Consider the following 17,876-nt stretch of genomic DNA (forward strand, 5'->3'; position numbering starts at 1 on the left):
GAATTTATTCACGATCGACCATTATCGAACGATTTGCACAAATTTCCGAATCGCTTCTAAATCTTCGAGGCTAAATTCTGCATCGTTATGTTCTGCGCCTCGAATAAAGATTAATTGCTTTCGAGTCGGAGTTGCCTCGTATAAAGCCTGACTCATCGACGGTGGCACTAAGCTATCGGCATCGCCATGAAAATACAGCACAGGTACTTTTAGAGATCGTACTTTGTCGATCGAGTTAAATCGCTGTGTCAAGATTAGCTCCAACGGAAACAAGCGAAAATGCTTCTGTCTCAGCGCCATATCCTTCATTGAGGTGAATGAGCTTTGCACAATCAGCGCCCTAGCATCGGGATGTTTTGTCGCAAGATCGATCGCAACTGCACCGCCGATCGAATATCCGTAAATCGTGATTTGATTCGGTGGAATCTTGCGATCGTTTGTCAAATAGTTCCAAGCTGCTTCAGCATCTGCGTAAACTTGCGATTCTGAGGGAAATCCGCCTTCACTTTTTGCATATCCTCGATAGCTAATTACCAGCACCGAAAAACCCAAATCATGAAGTCGATCCATCTGATCGATGCCGCCTAATGTGCCGCCGTTGCCGTGAAAATAAAGCACCGTTCCTAAGCTTGGATCTTTACCCAGAAGCCACCAGCCATGAATCCGTTCGGTTTGACCTAACCAATTCTTCACCGGAATCCACACTTCTTCAGCCGATAAACCGAGCATTGCAGGTGTTTTGTAGATCGTGCGCGTTGGGATGAAGATAAATCGAGTCTGAATAAAAAATAGGACAAGACAGACGATCGCATAAATCAGTAATGCGCTTTTCAGCCCTCTCAAAAGCAAGTTGATACCTAATTTGATCATGGCTCGATAATCTCATTACTTTCAATCAATGCGATAAACTCTGCCGCCTTCACAATCGCAATACTCTGATAACTTCCTAGAGCCAAAAGATGTTTGTCACCCGTAACAATAGGAGTCGCCTTTCCAATCACTGCACACTCGACAACCATGTCATCGTCTGTGTCATCTGAAACGGCTCTCAACGCTCCAGAGATTTCGACTAGACGGGAGAATTGACGAACTTCTTCGATTGCGGTTCGTGCGACCTCTTCAGAAAATCTAAACTTTAAAGTCAGTTTTTCCGAGAATTCATCTAAAATCTCTTGACACATGACTGATTCAATCTGTCCGATTTTTGCCAGCGCTAAACATCGAAACGGGGTACCGTTTAAAGATAGTAAAGCAGAAATCAAAATATTCGTGTCGAAGACTGCAACGTATCGCATCAGTTCTCGTGAACGATTTCATCAATCAAGACTTCACGTTCTTGCTCGGTCATCGCATCCCAATCATACCCACGCTCTTTAGCAACGACTCTTACTTTCTCAGCACCATAGCGCGATAAAGATTCCCACTGTCCCCATTGTTGCAGCAGTAGAAAGCGAAGGACTTCAGCTTGCTGTTCGGCTGAGAGTTGCTTAACCAGTTGAATGACTTGTTCATTGGTGAGCGTGATCCTTAACATTGCTCGCCTCCAAGATTACAGCTTTGATTTCACGAACGTTGCAAGACGATCGATCCCCTTCTCAATCGTTGCCATATCTGTTGCGTAAGACAGTCGAATATGATCATCCGCATCAAAGGCAATTCCAGGAATCACCGCTACTTTCTGCTCAGTTAATAAGCCATCACAAAACTCTAGGGAACTCATGCCAAACTTGCTGATATCAATCATCAAATAGAATGCGCCATCGGGTTTGATATAGCTTAATCCTGGAATTGCAGCGACTAAATCGACGATCGCTTGTCTGCGTTCTGCAAATGCCTGCCGCATTAGTTCAACTGATTCATTTGATCGCGGATCTTCATAGGCTGCGATCGCGCCATATTGAGCAAAGGTACACACATTTGAGGTGCTATGTCCCTGAATTTTACTAGCCGCTTTGATTAAATCAACATTGCCTACAAGATAACCAACCCGCCAGCCGGTCATCGAATAAGCTTTGGCAAATCCATGACTAATGATGGCGCGATCGAATACCTCCGGACTCACTGCGGCAATACTTAAATGTTCTGCACCGTCATACAGCAGGCGTTCGTAAATTTCATCGGAAACAACATAGATATCTTTCTCAACGATCACTTGAGCGATCGCCCGAATTTCATTCGGTGTGTAAACCATTCCGGTTGGATTCGAGGGCGAATTGAGAATAAACAGCTTTGTTTTATCCGTGATTGCTTCTCGTAATTGATCCGGAGTGATTTTGAATTGAGTTTCTGCGGTGGTTTTAACCACGATCGGCGTTCCGCCCGCAAGCTTGACCATTTCGGGATAGCTCACCCAGTACGGAGCCGGAATGATCACTTCATCCCCCGGATCAATCATTGCCATCATTAAGTTGTAGAGCGAATGCTTTCCGCCATTCGTCACAATGATGTTTTCAGGCTTGTAGGTTAATTGATTTTCGCGCTGGAGTTTGCGGACGATCGCTTCTCGCAATAACGGTTCACCTGCTGCCGGACCGTAGCGCGTCTTTCCTTGTTTGAGCGCATCAGTTGCGGCTTGCTTGATGTGTTCTGGCGTGTCGAAGTCGGGTTCACCTGCGCTAAAGCTGCATACATCAATGCCCTCGCGCTTCATGGCTTTGGCTTTTGCGTCAATTGCGAGGGTGAGCGAAGGCGTTACCTGACTTACTCGTGCTGCCAGTTTCATATCAACGGTTTTGAATCAAGGTGGCTGATGAAGGGAAGCGTCTTAACCGGACGCAACTAAAGGATTCTAACGCGATCCTCGATCGTTGTGCCGCAAACTTTAACCTCAGTTTAATGACCGTTAATCACAGGTTGCTTCTAATGTTACGTGAGTTCGATACAAGTCTTGGCTGCGTTCGGATCTGCGGGTAGCCCCCTAAATCCCCCACAAGTGGGGGACTTTTAAGGTTAGAAAGCTTCTTAAATTTGGAGAATTGCCATTCTTTCTCTGAGTCCCCCACAAGTGGGGGATTTAGGGGGCAGAGCGCTCAAATCGAAGCAAAAATCTCATCGAACTGACATTAATGTTGTGCAGCTCGCGAGGACCTTTAAGCGCGATCGCAAATCAAAATAATTCGCCCTCCTAGCGCGACGCTTGAGAAACTGATTCTAGATTGGTTTTAGCTCTGAACGCAGGAGAGAGACTTGTCAAACTCAAGCCTCTCTCCTGCGTTCAGAATCAGTTGAGTTTATGCGATCGTAATTTCCGACGATAAATAAACGTCCTGAATCGCATGAAACAGCTTCACGCCTTCCTCAAAGGGTCGCTGGAACGTCTTGCGCCCTGAGATTAGCCCGGTTCCACCCGCCCGTTTATTAATCACGGCTGTCCGAATCGCTTCAGCAAAGTCATTTTTACCCGAAGCACCACCCGAATTGATTAACCCTGCACGTCCCGCATAGCAATTGAGAACCTGATAGCGCGTTAGATCGATCGGATGATCCGTGGTCAGTTCGCTGTACACTTTCGGATCGGTTTTGCCATAGCTTTGCCCGGTGGCTTTGGCGACTGCAGCATAGCCGTTATTGATTTCCGGCAGCTTTTGCTTGATGATATCGGCTTCGATCGTTACGCCAATATGATTAGCCTGTCCGGTCAAATCTGCCGCGAGATGATAGTCTTTGTCTTGCTTAAAGGCATTGTTTCGCAGATAGCACCAAAGAATCGTTGCCATGCCGTATTCATGTGCGAGAGCGAAAGCTTGACTCACTTCCTGAATCTGACGGGTCGAATTGTCTGATCCAAAGTAGATCGTTGCACCAACCGCAACGGCTCCAAGGTTCCAAGCTTGCTCCACCGAGGCAAACATCACCTGATCGTATTGATTAGGGCAGGTGAGGAGTTCATTGTGGTTGAGCTTGACGATAAACGGAATTTTGTGAGCGTATTTGCGCGAAACGCTGCCTAATACGCCTAATGTAGTCGCAACGCCATTACAACCCGCTTCGATCGCTAATTTAATAATATTTTCACTATCAAAATAGATCGGATTCGGAGCAAACGAAGCGCCTGCGGAATGTTCAATCCCTTGATCTACAGGCAAAATTGAAATATATCCAGTATTGCCTAACCGCCCGAATGAATAAAGCTGCTGCAAACTCCGCAAAACTTGGGGAGAACGATCGCTTTGTACAAAGATGCGATCGAGAAAATCCGCTCCGGGTAAATGCAGTAAGTCTTTAGAAACTTTCGCTTTGTGAGTGAGTAAGTCTTCGCCTTCATCCCCTAGCCAAGATGTGACTGACTGAGGCGCAGAGAGTGTAGCGGTCATCGCAGTTTCCTCAATACTGTTCTCATTCAATCTAACGTTTTGGCTCAAAATGGCTTATGTCTGTAAGGGTATTTTATGCGAATTCAGAAAGCCTGGGTGACGATCGCGGCGGTGGAGTTTGATCGATCGGTGCAGTTTTATCGCCATTTGTTCCAGCAAGAACCGTCACTGCTTACGCCTGCGAAGTATGCCGAGTTTGAGGCATTTGGGATTCGACTGGGAATTTATCGCCCAACTACGGAAGAATCTCCAGAGAAAGCGCCGATCACGTTATTTCCAGCGGTGAGTCTGTGTGTGCAGATTGAGAACTTGGAAAGTACGATCGCTCATCTCGATCAAGTGGACGCGTTTGTGGGTGAGGTTCGATCGGTTTCTCATGGGCGTGAGGCGTATGCTTACGATCCAGACGGTAATCGCATCATTTTGTATGAGCCATGTTGAAAAACTATCGGCGTTTGCTCGATCGAGCGGTGTAGTTTCAGTTGTTGGATGTCTGTTTATTGCTTCGGGATGCCCGTTTATTGTTTTGGGACATCTATTTTTAATTTCAGGATATCTATTTTTAATTTCAGGATATCTATTTTTAATTTCAGGATATCTATTTTTAATTTTTGGATGTCCGTTTGTTGTTCTGGAAGATTGAAATTCAGGTTTTGAACGTTCATTTTGAATTTTGTTAACGTCAGTTTGATGAAATTTCCGCTTCGTTATTGGTGGCTTGTGCCCCCTAAATCCCCCACGAGTGGGGGACTTTGAAAGTGAGAGAATTTCTTTTCTCTAAGTCCCCCACTCGTGGGGGATTTAGGGGGCGATCCGAATTCAGCACCGTAGCGATCGCGTTTCACGCGCAACAAAGCCTTTCGCTTCCTATCAAATTCGCATTGTACGATGTGCAGTTATTGATTTGAGTGTAGACTTCCGAGATTGCTGCAATGGTGGAAATAAACCTACTGAAAGAACACAAAAACTTTAAATTCGGACTGTAATAAATCAATAGAAATACGAATCTCATCAAGAAGGAAGCGGGATTAATTTAGAAAAAACTTAAATCATTCAGGTAGTATCTCTCATGGCATTGAAAACTCGCGGTTCTGCTGCGATCGATAAAGCACAGCGACGATTGGCTTTACTCAAATCGATCGACCACACTCTAGATCTTGGTTACGGATTAACGGTCACAAACTACAACGGATTACTCGAACAAACGCGCACCTCGCTGGAAGCGTATAACACGCTATTATCCAAAGTCGATGAAGCGCGGGCAAATTTGGAACAAGCTGAGAAAGCTTTGTCTCAAATGTCTGAACGAATGTTGAGCGGAGTTGCGACGAAATACGGCAAATCGAGTGTCGAATATGCGAAAGCAGGTGGCTCAACTCGGAAGCGATCGAAAGCTGCATCTCAACCTGCAACCGAAGCCTTACCGACACGCATTGCTGAGATGAATGGCTCGCAGTCAAGTCAAGACAAATCGCTTGCAGTCAATTAAACACATCAAAGATCTTCATACTTTGAGGGCATAGGGTAATCCTATGCCCGTTTTTATTTGATTTTGAGAAGAGCAAAGCACGTCGGGCATTCTCGGAAACGATTTGTTGATGGATTGGAACTGCGATCGTGATACCGAATTAAACATAGAACGCGACAGATCATACTCAAAGTCCCCCAGAATGGGGGATTTAGGGGGCGAGAATCTGTTGCATCCACAAATCAATTTGGTATGACTTGTCGATCGACGACGAATCAACGAAACCAAAAGCTCCCTTTGACCATCGAAACCCTCTCATCTCAAAGTCCCCCATTCATGGGGGATTTAGGGGGCAACGCGCAGACCTAAACGTAGCGAATCATTTCTGTCAAACTCACGTTGTTTCAGCATGAATTTTCTCAGTCTTTCGGCCTCGTTTTAGGCGGTTTCTGCCCCCTAAATCCCCCATTCTGGGGGACTTTGAAAGTGAAACTAACTCTCAATTTCGGTGATAATCTTTTGCAGGACTCGACTTAAATTGGACATTACTTCTTGATTCCGAAATCGAATCACTCGATATCCAAGCTGACTTAGCTTCTCTGTGCGGGCAGCATCATAATCCACTTGTCGATCGTGAATTGCACCATCCAGTTCAATCACTAACCGATGCTGCGGACAATAAAAATCGACAATAAAAGATTCGACTGGATGCTGACCGCGAAACTTTAATCCATTGAGTTGGCGCTTGTTGAGTGCTTGCCACAATATCTTTTCAGCAGGCGTAAGATTCTGTCGAAGCTGACGAGCCGCAGCGATAATATTTGGAGTTGTTCCACGAATACGCCGAGAATCCATCAATTCAATCACTCATGAACTCCCTAAGAGTGCCCCTGTAATCCAAATTGTTCTCCTTTCTCAAATCTCAAAGTCCCCCATTCATGGGGGATTTAGGGGGCTGAAGCCGCCTAAAACGAAGCGAGAAAGAAATGTGTGGTAGCCATTCATGGGGGATTTAGCGGGCAGAAACCGCCCGAAACGAAGCGAAGAAATCCATCGAACTCACGTCACATTAGATTCATTCCACAGAGAAACACTCAATTCTCCAATCCTCCCCGCATTGCCAATAGCGCTGTACCATAAGCCGCTTCAGTTTGATCCGCCTGCATCACCAAAACCCCAAGCTGTCTTTGGCGCATTGCTGTCCAAGCCATATTCTTTGCCCCTCCGCCTGCGGTCAAAACTCGCTTCAATGGTGTCGCTCCTAATGATTCGAGCAGGCGATATCCTTGCGCTTCAATTCTTGCCATACTTTCCAGCATTCCATGTAGAAATTCCACCGGATCATCGGGTCTTGGTTCGAGTCGAGGTGCAAGCGTCGGATCATTAATCGGAAAACGATCGCCCACTTGCAACAACGGATAATAATCAAGCGGACTTTCTTGAGCGGGAATACGATCGCTCAATTCCCTCAGTTCATTTGACGTAAAAAAGTGCTGCAACACGGCTCCACCCGTATTAGAAGCCCCGCCCACCAACCATCGATCACCAAATCGATGACTATAAATTCCAAAGTCAGCACGATCGACCCGAACATCACTCAATAGCTTTAGTACCAATGTTGATCCGAGTGAAGTGACTGCATCTCCACACTCATTCGCTTGACTAGCAATAAACGCCGCAATGCTATCCGTCGTTCCCGCGCAGATTTGACAAGTGGATGGAATGTTGAATCTTTGGGCGATCGCTGCTTGAATCGGTGCGATCGCGCTTCCAGGTTCAACGACGATCGGCAACAATTCCCGCAACGGCAACCAATCGGGATACTTCAATCGTTCCACATCGTAACCGAGCTTCAAAGCATTGTGATAGTCACTGATTCCAAGCTGTCCGTGAAGTTGAAACGCTAACCAATCTGCTTGATGTAAAAAGTATCGTGCATTAGAAAAACCTTTCTCGTTTGCTTTCCACCAAAGCAACTTTGCAAGACTAGAAGTTGCGCTCATTACCGTATGTTGAGCAGGCGCAATTGCTTTAATCTGCTCTAACACACTTGCACCACGAGCATCGTTGTACAGTAATGGCGCAGCGATCGCAACACCCGCACGATCGCACAATAACACCGTTGAAGATGTGCCATTGATCGCAATCCGACTTAAGCGCGATCGCACCTCGACCGGTAATGCGTAGAGCAATTGCCACAACATTTGAGTCCAATCTGAAGAAGCAGTCACGCTGGTTTGTGCCGCGATCGCGCCTGTTGGATTGATTGCGATCGCTCTTGCTCCAGAAGTCCCAAAATCAATACCCAAAAATAAGTTCATTTAGCACTAAGCATCATGAATTAAATAATACCGAATCAATTTGTTAATGCGACAGATCCTTCGCCCCCTAAATCTCCCATACTGGAGGACTTTGAGAATCCGAAACAGATTTGGCTTGAAGTCCCCCACTCGTGGGGGACTTAGGGGGCTTCCAAGATCTGTAGTACTCAAAAATCAATTTGGTATAACTTCGAGAATTGTAGGCTCTCGAATTGCCCTCGTTGCAAAGCGTGGCAGAATGCTTGCCCTAACCCTTCCCCTCGCCCCTAAATCCCCCACTCGTGGGGGATTTAGGGGGCCGAAGCCCTCCCCCAAACGCAGCGACTAAAACTTGTATGTACACAACTCCCACAGGAGAGGGCTAGGGTGAGGGCAGCCAGAGTTTATCTATTCACAAATTCATTAAGTTGAGCATAGGAAATCTTAAATTGAGTAATAGACTCCGAACCGGCAAAATATGATCGTCATAATCTACGCCTTAGGAGATAGATTACTAGGTGAAATCTGCCAAATAGTAATTGCTCCACAGAACTATTGTTTTATATATTATGTAGTGTGACAGCCTTATATTTTTCCATTATGTCTTCTCCCCCCCCGGAGAAAATTTAAATACATCAGCTTTAGGCCAACTTGTGAACCCAGCGCCCCCCAAGACCGATGCTTCCTTTCCTGTCATCGGAATTGCTGCTTCGGCAGGGGGGTTAGAGGCGTTCACAGAACTCATCAGTCACCTACCCGCCGATACGGGCATGGCATTTGTGCTGATTCAGCATTTATCACCCAACTACGAAAGCTTGCTGCCTGAAATTATCGGCAGAATCACTCCAATGCCCGTACATCAGGCGGAAGAGGGAATGCCGGTAGAACCCAACCAAGTGTATGTAATTCCGCCCGGCACTCAGATGACGATCGCCCACGGACGGCTACACCTATCTCCACGCCAGAAAACTGAAGGTAAATATCATCCCGCAGACCTGTTCTTCGAGTCACTCGCCGCTGATCGAGACAGCAAAGCGATCGCCGTTGTCTTATCAGGAATCGACGGAGATGGTTCACACGGATTAGGAGCCATCAAACTCGCAGGAGGGTTAACGTTTGCTCAGTGTGAAGGGACAGCAAAATTTGACGGGATGCCCAATACCGCTGTCGCAACTGGAAACGTCGATTTTGTGCTGCCGCCCCAAGCGATCGCCGAACAACTCGCAACTTTTAGCCGTAAACCCAGCTTGTTTAACTCAAAGCCACTGCAATTCGTTAAGCAAGTGACCGAACCCGGCGATGCCTTGACCCGGATTTTTGCGCTGCTGCGAACCACGACTGGCGTTGACTTTACCGCTTATAAACCCACCACGCTTAATCGCCGCATTCAGCGACGGATGCTGCTCTATAAGTTTGAAACCCTGGAAGACTATGCCCAATACCTACAAGATCATCCGAATGAAGTGCAGGCGTTGTATGAAGAAATCCTGATTCATGTCACCCACTTCTTTCGCGATCCGGAGATCTTTGAGCAATTAAAAACGCAGGTTTTTCCGACGATTAGCCAAAACAAAACCGCAGAAACTCCGATCCGGCTTTGGATCGCGGGCTGTTCAACCGGAGAAGAAGTTTATTCGATCGCCATTTGCCTTTTAGAGTATTTCAACGATCAAGCCACCCTTCCGCCGATTCAGATTTTTTCCACTGATATCAGTGAATCTGCGCTCAACAAAGCTAGAACAGGCATCTATTTAGACAACCAAATGGAAGGTGTTTCACCAGAACGCCGCATGCGCTTCTTTGTGCCTCTAGCCAGCGGCGGTTATCAAATTAGCAGCGCGATTCGCGAACTCTGCGTTTTTGCTCGTCATAACTTAGGCGGCGACCCGCCCTTCTCGAATCTTGATTTGATTAGCTGTCGCAACGTGCTGATTTATCTATCCGAACCGTTGCAGGAACGGATCATGTCTTTGTTCCACTACAGTCTCAACCTCACGGGCTTTCTTTTTCTTGGCACCTCCGAAAGCGTTAAAACTGCCTCAGACTTATTCACCCCGATCGATGAAGCCGCCAAGATTTATGCGCGAAAACTAAGCTTAAGCCGTTCTCTGTTTTCGTTTACGACTCCTCCGTTTCCGCTTTCCAACGTCAATCGTCAGCAGCGCATCACTGAAACGATCGCCAAGTCTTCTGATCTAGCACGAGAAGTTGATCAGCTGATTGCAAATCGATATGCGCCTGTGTCGGTCGTGGTCGATGAGCAAATGCAGATCCTGTCGATGCGCGGCGACACTAATCCTTATCTGCAATTGACTCCGGGCAGCACCGAGTTAAATTTGCTGCAAATGGCGCGAGAAGGATTGTCGATCACGCTTCGCACCGCCATTTATCAGGCGCAAACTCAAAATATTTCGATTCGACAAGAACACCTTCAAACCGAATCCGACCAACCGACGCTGCTGAATCTAGAAGTGATTCCCTTTCAGCCTGCGATCGCGAATACGCTCTATTTTTTGGTGATTTTTGAAGAGATTTCGTCTCCGGTTACTCCCCTAACTTCAATCCCGAGCGAGCGACGAGAGCCAGAAGAACTAGAGCGGGAAATCGTGCGACTCCGGCAAGCCCTCGCCGTTGCCACTCAGCGCGAACTTACGGTTCAAGCCCAACTTCAAGCAGTGATTCAAGAACAGAACTATCTCAACCAAAGCCTCAGAGTGGCAAACGAAGAAATTCTATCAAGCAACGAAGAACTGCAAAGCACCAACGAAGAACTGCAAACAGCAAAAGAAGAGATTCAAGCGACGAATGAAGAACTCTCGACGACAAATGATGAACTCCGCAGCCGCAATTTCAGACAAAACCGGGACAATAGCGACCTCAACAACTTCATCGACAGCATCAACGTTCCCATTCTGATGCTGACGAACGATTTAAGAATTCGCCGCTTTACCCCCGCCGCACAGCGTTTGTTTAATTTCATCGCCGCCGATGCCGGACGACCGTTTAACGATTTCCGCACCGATTTTGATGTGTCGAGCTTAGAAGCGATGGCTTTAGAGGTGTTAGACACGCTCAACACCAAAGAACAAGAGATTCAAACAGAGTCCGGCTACTGGTATATGCTCCGCATTCGTCCATATCGCACCACCGAAAACCAGATTGACGGCGTCACGATGGTTTTCCTCGATATTGATGCGCTCAAACGCCACGCAGAAATCTTAGAAGCCGAACGGAGCTATGCAGAATTGATTATTGAAACCGTGCAGATTCCGCTTGTGATACTCGATGCCGATCTGCGAGTCAGCAAAGTGAATCGATCGTTCTATGAAACGTTTCAGGTTTCTCCTTCAGAAACTGTCCCTGCTTCTTTCTCCGAGTTCACTAACGGACAGTGGGATTTTGCCGAACTGAGATCGATGCTCGAAGCAGTGCTGACTCAAGATCGTCCGATTCACAATTTTGAGGTGAGTCGTACTTTTGAGCGAATCGGGCAAAAAATCATGCTGCTGAATGCGTGTAAGCTGCAACGAGACGGAGGTGCAGACATGATTTTGCTGTCGATCGAAGATGTGACCGAGCGTGAACAGCTTGAGCGCGAACGCTTCGCCCGCCAGCAGGCAGAAGCCGACAACCGCATGAAAGATGACTTTCTTTCCAATCTCTCGCACGAACTGCGGAACCCGCTCAACACGATGCTCGGTTGGGCAACAATGCTTCGCAATCACACGCATAGCGAAACTGTGATCGATCGTGCTTCAGCAGCAATCGATCGCAGCGCCAGAATGCAATCTCAACTGATTGAAGATTTACTCGATATCTCACGCATCACGAGCGGTAAAATCAATCTCAGCCGCCGTTGGATTGATGTGAGGTTAGGGGTTGAAGCAGCGATCGAGTCGGTTCAACTTTCAGCTGCAGCCAAAAACATTCAAATTGTCTCAGACTTAGAACCTGCGATCGTGCTTGGCGATGTCGATCGTTTACAGCAAGTGATATGGAACTTGCTCTCGAATGCGATCAAATTCACAAGGGCAGGGGGACAGGTTAAAGTGACGCTGACCTCGACTGAAACCGAGGCGCAAATTCAAGTCAGCGACACCGGACGCGGAATTCGAGCAGACTTACTGCCGTACATTTTCGATCGATTCCGTCAAGGCGATTCCAGCACGACCAAAGCAGAAGCAGGGCTGGGATTGGGATTATCGATCGTCCGGCATTTGGTCGAACTTCATGGAGGCACCGTGCAGGCGGAAAGTCCGGGTGAGGGACAAGGCGCAATCTTCACGGTTCGGCTTCCATTGCAAAATGTGTCCTCGGAAATAGCACCCTCTAGGCTCACGCCGTCTTGGTCAACTTCTACGAACAATACAGTTGAGCCTGTTTTAGATGGATTGTGCATCTTAACCGTTGACGATGAACGAGATACCGGCGATCTCTGCAAACTGGCGCTAGAGATGTATGGGGCTAAAGTGCAAAACGTTTATTCTGCTAGAGAAGCCTTATCTGCTTTGCGGGCTAATGCTGATCGCTATGATGTGATGATTTGCGACATTGGAATGCCCGAATACGATGGGTATTGGCTGATTCGAGAGATTCGATCGCTAGATGCAGGTAGGCAAATTCCTGTGGTTGCCCTCACCGCTTATGCCAGTGAGAATGAGCGACAACGAGCGATCGAGGCGGGATTTCAGATGCACATTCCCAAACCCGTTGAGCCGATTCAATTAGCGGTGGCGATCGCAACTTTAGCTAGACCGAATTAGAAACTTATTAGGCTTAGTTCAAACGGTAAGTTCAAAGGATGAATGGAACTATAACAAACCTCCCAAGTATGAATTAAGTTGACGTAAGTGCGATGAATCTTCTGCGTCATTGGTGTTCGATCGTGCCTCCTAATACCCAATCAGTTTGTTAATGCTACAGATCTTGTAAGCCCCCTAAATCCCCCACAAGTGAAGAATTAGCGTAATTTTCCACATCTTAGAGAGTTCTCCAACCTGCAAAGTCCCCAGAATGGGGGATTTAGGGGGCTTTCCACCGCTCCAAACGCAGCCACAAACTTCTGTCGAACTTACGTTAAATTTGTTCAACAAATCTATTCAAATCAAATTGTTTCTCTTTAAAATAACGTTCAAAAATTAACGAAGTTCTGAGGAGAAACGGTATTAATGTATACCTTTGATATTGTTGGAGTCTCTCCAGTTTTGTCTTTCTTCAATCAACAACAAACTATTACTCAAAAAAATCTATCTACAGGAGTTGAATATCTCTCAACTTTTGAATGTACACTTGATGCTTTAATTCACTCAGTCGAAACCGTCAGCCCGCAGCACAACTGGCATCTAGACCAAGTTGTCGGAACCGTTGTGAACTTTTGGATGCAAAATTCTGATTTGATTCACCACTGGAAAGATCGACTCCAAGATGCAGGCAAAGAAAGCCTTCTTGTCAGCCGTGTTGCCGACATTGACTCACTCAAAACTGAGCTTGAATTGTTACTTTAACTCGATAAACTTAATTATCTCTGAACTCTTTCTTGGGCAGGACGTAGGAACAGAGCGAATACCGTTTTACTGAAAAACAGTTTAGAGGTGTTGCTATGGAAACTCAGGACAAAGTAATGTCAATGTCCCATTTAAGAGAACTCGGAATCACGCGAGAAATGGTCTTCCCGATCGGGCTTGGCGGAATGCCGATGTCAATCCGCGATCGTCCACCGGAAGACCAATCGATCGCCACCATTCATAAAGCTTTAGAACTTGGTGTTACTTTAATCGATACCGCCGATGCTTACTGTCGCGACGAATCCGACAAGCATCACAATGAGAAACTGATTTACAAAGCCCTGCAACAATACACGGGTGATAAAAGCCAAGTCATGATTGCCACCAAAGGCGGATTAATGCGCCCGAATGGAGCCTGGACACAGAACGGCAACCCGGATCATCTGCGTAAAACGATTCGCGAAAGTTTTGAAGCATTGGGCGGAGATAAGCCGATCGACATTTGGCAATATCACTCCCCTGATCCCAACTACTCGATCAAAGATGCACTCACTCCCGCTAAAGAAGCCCGAAATGCGGGAATCGTTCGTTATGTCGGCGTATCAAACTTCAGCATTGATCAGCTCAAACAAGCTCGCGATGTAGTCGAAATTGTTTCAGTGCAAAACCAATACAATCCCTGGCATCGCAACCCTGAATATGATGGCGTACTCGAATACTGTGAAGCCGAAGGCATCACTTTCTTACCCTGGAGTCCACTCGGTGGCATAAGTCGCGTCAAGCAATTACAGCAGTTCACGGGAATGACCGATCTCGCGGCTGAAAAAGGCTTATCAATTTACAGCCTGCTTCTGGCGTGGATGCTCTCGAAATCTCCCTGCATTGTTCCAATTCCCGGAGCCAGCCGCCCAGAAACGATCGCAGACTCGATCAAAGCCGCGCAAGTCCGACTCGAACCACCAGAAATCGCGATCGTCGAAGATGCGATTGCAACCGTTTAATCTCAGTTTCTTTACAAAACTCAACAATGCCTGTTAAGCTTTGTAAAGAAATCAAGGAAAAAACAAAATGAGAAGCGGTTCAATTGTTGACGACCAAGGCAAGTTAAATAATTTTGCGATCGAACCCCAGATGTATGTCACTGACCAGCCTCAGTTCGGTTTCAACACCAACGCAGAACGCTTGAACGGTCGGCTTGCAATGATCGGCTTCGTTTCGCTCCTGCTTTTAGAAGCCTTTACCGGACATGGCATCATCGGATTTTTAACCAGCCTATAAAATTCGCAATATTTTATAAAAAAGGGTGACGCTACTAGAATGCGTCACCCTTTTCTGTTTTATAAGTTCTGTTTTACAAAAAGAACCAAACTGCAACCCCGATCGTAATTCCAACTGCGATCGCCCCAAACGTCTTCTTTAACCGCTCTAAAATTGGCTGAACTTGGTAACTCACCACCAACCGATCTTGCGCCAATACTTCCGGCGGCTTTTCCCACATTTGCCCATCATACCAGCCCGACTCTTCATAAAACACGGCTGGATTGAGCAATCGTCGCTGCACATACGCCCATCCCAAATAAAGCCGCAGCAAAGCTAGACCCGGAATCACCAGCGCCCCAGCCGATGCAAATAGGAGAAATTGCGGCAAATGTTTCGCAGGTGGAAAACTGACGGCAGCAACGGGAGCAGAAATGAGCCAGGTGATCGCCCAAAGAACCGCAATCGGCTTCAGGTAGCCAATGCGATCGAGCGTTGCCCACCGAAAAAACCAAGATTCCTTCAGGTCTTGATATTCGTTGATTGGTCGCTGTTCTTCAGGAACGGGACAACTAACTGAGTTCATGATCAAGCCGAGGAAAGGAAAACATATCGTTTAGTATAAAAGACTTAGCTAGAGGATGAAAGGAGACGTAAAACAATGCCACCCTAAAGTTTTGAGAGCGGCAGCGTTTGTTCTGATTCCGCTTTGCGAAGGGACTCTTTCAAATCGGCTAAAATCTGCTCTTTTGAGTTGCTCTCTAGATCAAAATCATCCTCTAGAAGTGCGATGCGATTTCTTGCACAGTACAATCTATCACCGAAGTTCACGTCATTTCAGCAAGCTCGAAATTTAATAGAATCGCAGTCAAAAAAATCGGGAGGTCAAGCTGTGACCTCCCGATCGATTCAATTTACAACTCTAGAACTCAACAAAAGGCACTCGTGCCGCGTGACCCCAAAACGACTCTAAGCCGTAATATTCGCGCTCTTGCGGCATCATGATGTGTACAATCACATCGCCGTAATCTTCCACAATCCAACTGCCCTCCGCAAAGCCCTCGGAGCGAATCGGTCTCCGGTTCATCGTTTCCTCGACTTTCTCTTCAATTGATCGAGCAATCGCCCGTACTTGCACTTTTGAATAGCCCGTCACCATGACAAAATAATCTGCCAGAACCGTCACATCGCCCACCTTCAGCAGCACAATCTCACTCCCTTTCCGCTCATCGGCAGCCTCTGCCGCCAAACGTGCCAGTGTAGCGCTGCGATCGTCGAGATTTGCAATCGGTGTGGAAAGGGTTTGTTGGTTAGAAAGTTCTGTCATTCAGGTTTGAATTCCTTTTACGAAGTGGTTTAGTAAACTGTGATTCAGCGCGATCGTGCCCCAGTTTTATACTGCTGCAAGAACGCATTGCGCGTCTGAACGGTACGCGGATGGATCAAATGACCCGCTTGAATCAGGTGCTTGAGCGAGGCATCCGCCGATCGCCAAGTTGCCTGAATCAAATCTCGCCGGCTCAAATCACGCAATTCTTCTAGCTCTGGGGTGTCTCCGCGTCCCGGCTCTAGCCCGTCTGCCAGATACACCACACAACTGAGTAAGCTCATGTTCGGACTGCCCAACGTGTGATGACGAATGGCATCCAATACTGATTGATCCTGCACTCCAAACTCATCCCGCGCTACGATCGCCCCCACATCGGCATGGAGAAGATGTGGATTCGACTCGTCGATCGGATCAAGCGCTAAACCTTCGGCGATCGCCATATTTAACAATCGCTTGGGCTTAAAGAACTTAGCGAGATCGTGCATCAATGCCGCTTGAGCCGCTTTTTCGACATTGAGACCATGCAACTCGGCAAGCTCGATCGCAAACTGCTCCACCCGCAGAATGTGTCGAATTCGAGTTTCAGGCACGTTTCCTTTTAGCCAGGATAAGACTCTAGCGCGAGTTCGATCCGGTGGAGGCAGTAAACCTGAGAGCGCGATCGATTGATTCACCTGCGGCGAAGTCCCTTCAGTCTGTAGTGCTTTGGGCAATTCACGCATATATGTGGCTAACTCCAGTCAGCGACACACAGCAAGTAATCCTCGACATTTAGCGCTTGCATCCTCTCAGTTCTGTCCTCATTTTAACGTAACTCTCTATTCTCGACAGCTCCGGTCGTAAGTTCGGTTTTTGCGGCAGACACTTGGAATTTCAGGTGATAGCATACGGGATAAAAGCAGTCAATTAAGTCTTGTACAGAACTTAAGCAAAGGTAAAAGGGCGATGTTTTTTCACTGGTCATATCTCCTGCTGATTCCCGGCATGATTCTGGTATTTTGGGCACAGCAGCGCGTTCAAAACACCTATCGCAAATACTCAGAGATTCCCTCGCGTGGGGGAATGACTGGAGCGCAGGTAGCAAAGATGATTCTCGATCGTATGGGCATCTACAACGTGACGGTTGAACCCGTTGCGGGCGAACTGACTGATCATTATGATCCAAGCGCGAAAGCAGTCCGGCTCTCTGAAGTGGTTTACAATTCGACTTCGCTGGCTGCCGCAGCCGTTGCCGCTCATGAATGTGGGCACGTTCTGCAAGATGTGAAGGGTTATAAACCCATGAATATGCGGGCGGCGCTGGTTCCAGCGGTGAACTTGGGTGCGAATTTTGGCCCGATCTTAATCATGGCGGGTCTGTTTATCGGCGCACTGGGTAAGGTATTTATCCCGCTTGGAATTGCGCTGTTTGCCGCAGTGATTATTTTCCACATTGTGACTTTGCCGGTTGAGTTTGATGCGTCGAATCGGGCATTGCGGCTGATCGATGAGTTGGGCATTTTGCAGGGTGAGGAAAATCAGGGAGCGCGGAAAGTCTTGAATGCAGCAGCGTTTACCTACGTAGCGACCGCGCTGTATGCGGTGCTTCAATTGGTGCAATACATTCTGATCGCAATGGGTCAGCGCGATTAGTCGATTAATTTGAGTCAAATTTAGCAAACCGATCGAGTCGGCTCGATCGGTTTTTTCATGCAGATTTGATGG

Annotated in this window: 18 protein-coding genes; 8 read left to right on the plus strand and 10 right to left on the minus strand. The window is 47.2% G+C overall.

Annotated features, from left to right (window positions below; translation table 11 throughout):
* Positions 1–21: 21 nt before the first annotated feature.
* From NC980_RS13020 to NC980_RS13040, 5 genes are all read right to left on the minus strand, one after another.
* On the minus strand, positions 22–870 hold the full coding sequence (locus NC980_RS13020; RefSeq protein WP_190376971.1) for an alpha/beta fold hydrolase: 849 nt from the start codon (positions 868–870) through the stop codon (positions 22–24).
* Positions 867–1,295 (minus strand): putative toxin-antitoxin system toxin component, PIN family, encoded by a 429-nt coding sequence (locus NC980_RS13025; RefSeq protein ID WP_190376972.1) that lies wholly within the window; start codon positions 1,293–1,295, stop codon positions 867–869. The genes NC980_RS13020 and NC980_RS13025 overlap by 4 nt, the downstream gene beginning before the upstream one ends.
* Complete coding sequence (locus NC980_RS13030) at positions 1,295–1,534, minus strand: hypothetical protein (RefSeq protein WP_190376973.1); 240 nt, start codon at positions 1,532–1,534, stop codon at positions 1,295–1,297. Before NC980_RS13030 ends, NC980_RS13025 begins: the two co-directional genes overlap by 1 nt.
* A gap of 15 nt (positions 1,535–1,549) precedes the next feature.
* The gene (locus NC980_RS13035; RefSeq protein WP_190376974.1) at positions 1,550–2,722 is read right to left on the minus strand and encodes a pyridoxal phosphate-dependent aminotransferase; all 1,173 of its coding nucleotides are present in this window, start codon (positions 2,720–2,722) and stop codon (positions 1,550–1,552) included.
* Between the two features lie 508 nt (positions 2,723–3,230).
* Positions 3,231–4,313, minus strand: coding sequence for a class I fructose-bisphosphate aldolase (locus NC980_RS13040; RefSeq protein WP_190376975.1), 1,083 nt, complete (start codon positions 4,311–4,313; stop codon positions 3,231–3,233).
* 75 nt (positions 4,314–4,388) lie between these two features.
* On the opposite strand from NC980_RS13040, the gene NC980_RS13045 reads away from it, so the two are divergent.
* The 3 genes from NC980_RS13045 (at position 4,389) to NC980_RS13055 (ending at position 5,802) form a co-directional block, all read left to right on the plus strand.
* The gene (locus NC980_RS13045; RefSeq protein WP_190376976.1) at positions 4,389–4,754 is read left to right on the plus strand and encodes a VOC family protein; all 366 of its coding nucleotides are present in this window, start codon (positions 4,389–4,391) and stop codon (positions 4,752–4,754) included.
* Positions 4,741–4,956 carry a hypothetical protein gene (locus NC980_RS13050; protein WP_190376977.1) on the plus strand — a complete coding sequence of 72 codons (216 nt, stop codon included), beginning with the start codon at positions 4,741–4,743 and terminating at the stop codon, positions 4,954–4,956. Before NC980_RS13045 ends, NC980_RS13050 begins: the two co-directional genes overlap by 14 nt.
* 426 nt (positions 4,957–5,382) lie before the next feature.
* On the plus strand, positions 5,383–5,802 hold the full coding sequence (locus NC980_RS13055; protein WP_190376978.1) for a hypothetical protein: 420 nt from the start codon (positions 5,383–5,385) through the stop codon (positions 5,800–5,802).
* 471 nt (positions 5,803–6,273) lie between these two features.
* On the opposite strand, the gene NC980_RS13060 is transcribed toward NC980_RS13055, so the two are convergent.
* Positions 6,274–6,636: a DUF559 domain-containing protein gene (locus NC980_RS13060; RefSeq protein WP_190376979.1), complete on the minus strand. Its 363-nt coding sequence runs from the start codon at positions 6,634–6,636 to the stop codon at positions 6,274–6,276.
* Positions 6,637–6,875: 239 nt separating this feature from the next.
* Positions 6,876–8,102 (minus strand): FGGY-family carbohydrate kinase, encoded by a 1,227-nt coding sequence (locus tag NC980_RS13065; protein ID WP_190376980.1) that lies wholly within the window; start codon positions 8,100–8,102, stop codon positions 6,876–6,878.
* A 632-nt stretch (positions 8,103–8,734) separates the two neighbouring features.
* On the opposite strand from NC980_RS13065, the gene NC980_RS13070 reads away from it, so the two are divergent.
* The 4 genes from NC980_RS13070 (at position 8,735) to NC980_RS13085 (ending at position 14,863) form a co-directional block, all read left to right on the plus strand.
* Positions 8,735–12,844 (plus strand): chemotaxis protein CheB, encoded by a 4,110-nt coding sequence (locus tag NC980_RS13070; RefSeq protein ID WP_190376981.1) that lies wholly within the window; start codon positions 8,735–8,737, stop codon positions 12,842–12,844.
* 405 nt (positions 12,845–13,249) lie between these two features.
* Complete coding sequence (locus tag NC980_RS13075; protein ID WP_190376982.1) at positions 13,250–13,585, plus strand: hypothetical protein; 336 nt, start codon at positions 13,250–13,252, stop codon at positions 13,583–13,585.
* A 122-nt stretch (positions 13,586–13,707) separates the two neighbouring features.
* The gene (locus tag NC980_RS13080; protein WP_347272610.1) at positions 13,708–14,586 is read left to right on the plus strand and encodes an aldo/keto reductase; all 879 of its coding nucleotides are present in this window, start codon (positions 13,708–13,710) and stop codon (positions 14,584–14,586) included.
* Between the two features lie 67 nt (positions 14,587–14,653).
* Positions 14,654–14,863 carry a chlorophyll a/b-binding protein gene (locus tag NC980_RS13085; protein ID WP_190376984.1) on the plus strand — a complete coding sequence of 70 codons (210 nt, stop codon included), beginning with the start codon at positions 14,654–14,656 and terminating at the stop codon, positions 14,861–14,863.
* Between the two features lie 73 nt (positions 14,864–14,936).
* Here NC980_RS13085 and NC980_RS13090 read toward each other — a convergent pair whose 3' ends face one another.
* The 3 genes from NC980_RS13090 to yqeK form a co-directional block, all read right to left on the minus strand.
* On the minus strand, positions 14,937–15,428 hold the full coding sequence (locus NC980_RS13090; RefSeq protein WP_190376985.1) for a CGLD27 family protein: 492 nt from the start codon (positions 15,426–15,428) through the stop codon (positions 14,937–14,939).
* 336 nt (positions 15,429–15,764) lie between these two features.
* Positions 15,765–16,169: a ribosome silencing factor gene (rsfS, locus tag NC980_RS13095; protein ID WP_190376986.1), complete on the minus strand. Its 405-nt coding sequence runs from the start codon at positions 16,167–16,169 to the stop codon at positions 15,765–15,767.
* A 44-nt stretch (positions 16,170–16,213) separates the two neighbouring features.
* A complete protein-coding gene (yqeK, locus tag NC980_RS13100) occupies positions 16,214–16,894 on the minus strand; it encodes a bis(5'-nucleosyl)-tetraphosphatase (symmetrical) YqeK (RefSeq protein ID WP_190376987.1) in 681 nt (226 codons plus the stop codon).
* Positions 16,895–17,117: 223 nt separating this feature from the next.
* On the opposite strand from yqeK, the gene NC980_RS13105 reads away from it, so the two are divergent.
* A complete protein-coding gene (locus NC980_RS13105; RefSeq protein WP_190376988.1) occupies positions 17,118–17,804 on the plus strand; it encodes a zinc metallopeptidase in 687 nt (228 codons plus the stop codon).
* Positions 17,805–17,876: the final 72 nt, after the last annotated feature.

Source organism: Leptolyngbya sp. AS-A5, from assembly GCF_039962495.1.
In the GTDB taxonomy this organism is placed as follows: domain Bacteria; phylum Cyanobacteriota; class Cyanobacteriia; order Leptolyngbyales; family Leptolyngbyaceae; genus Leptolyngbya.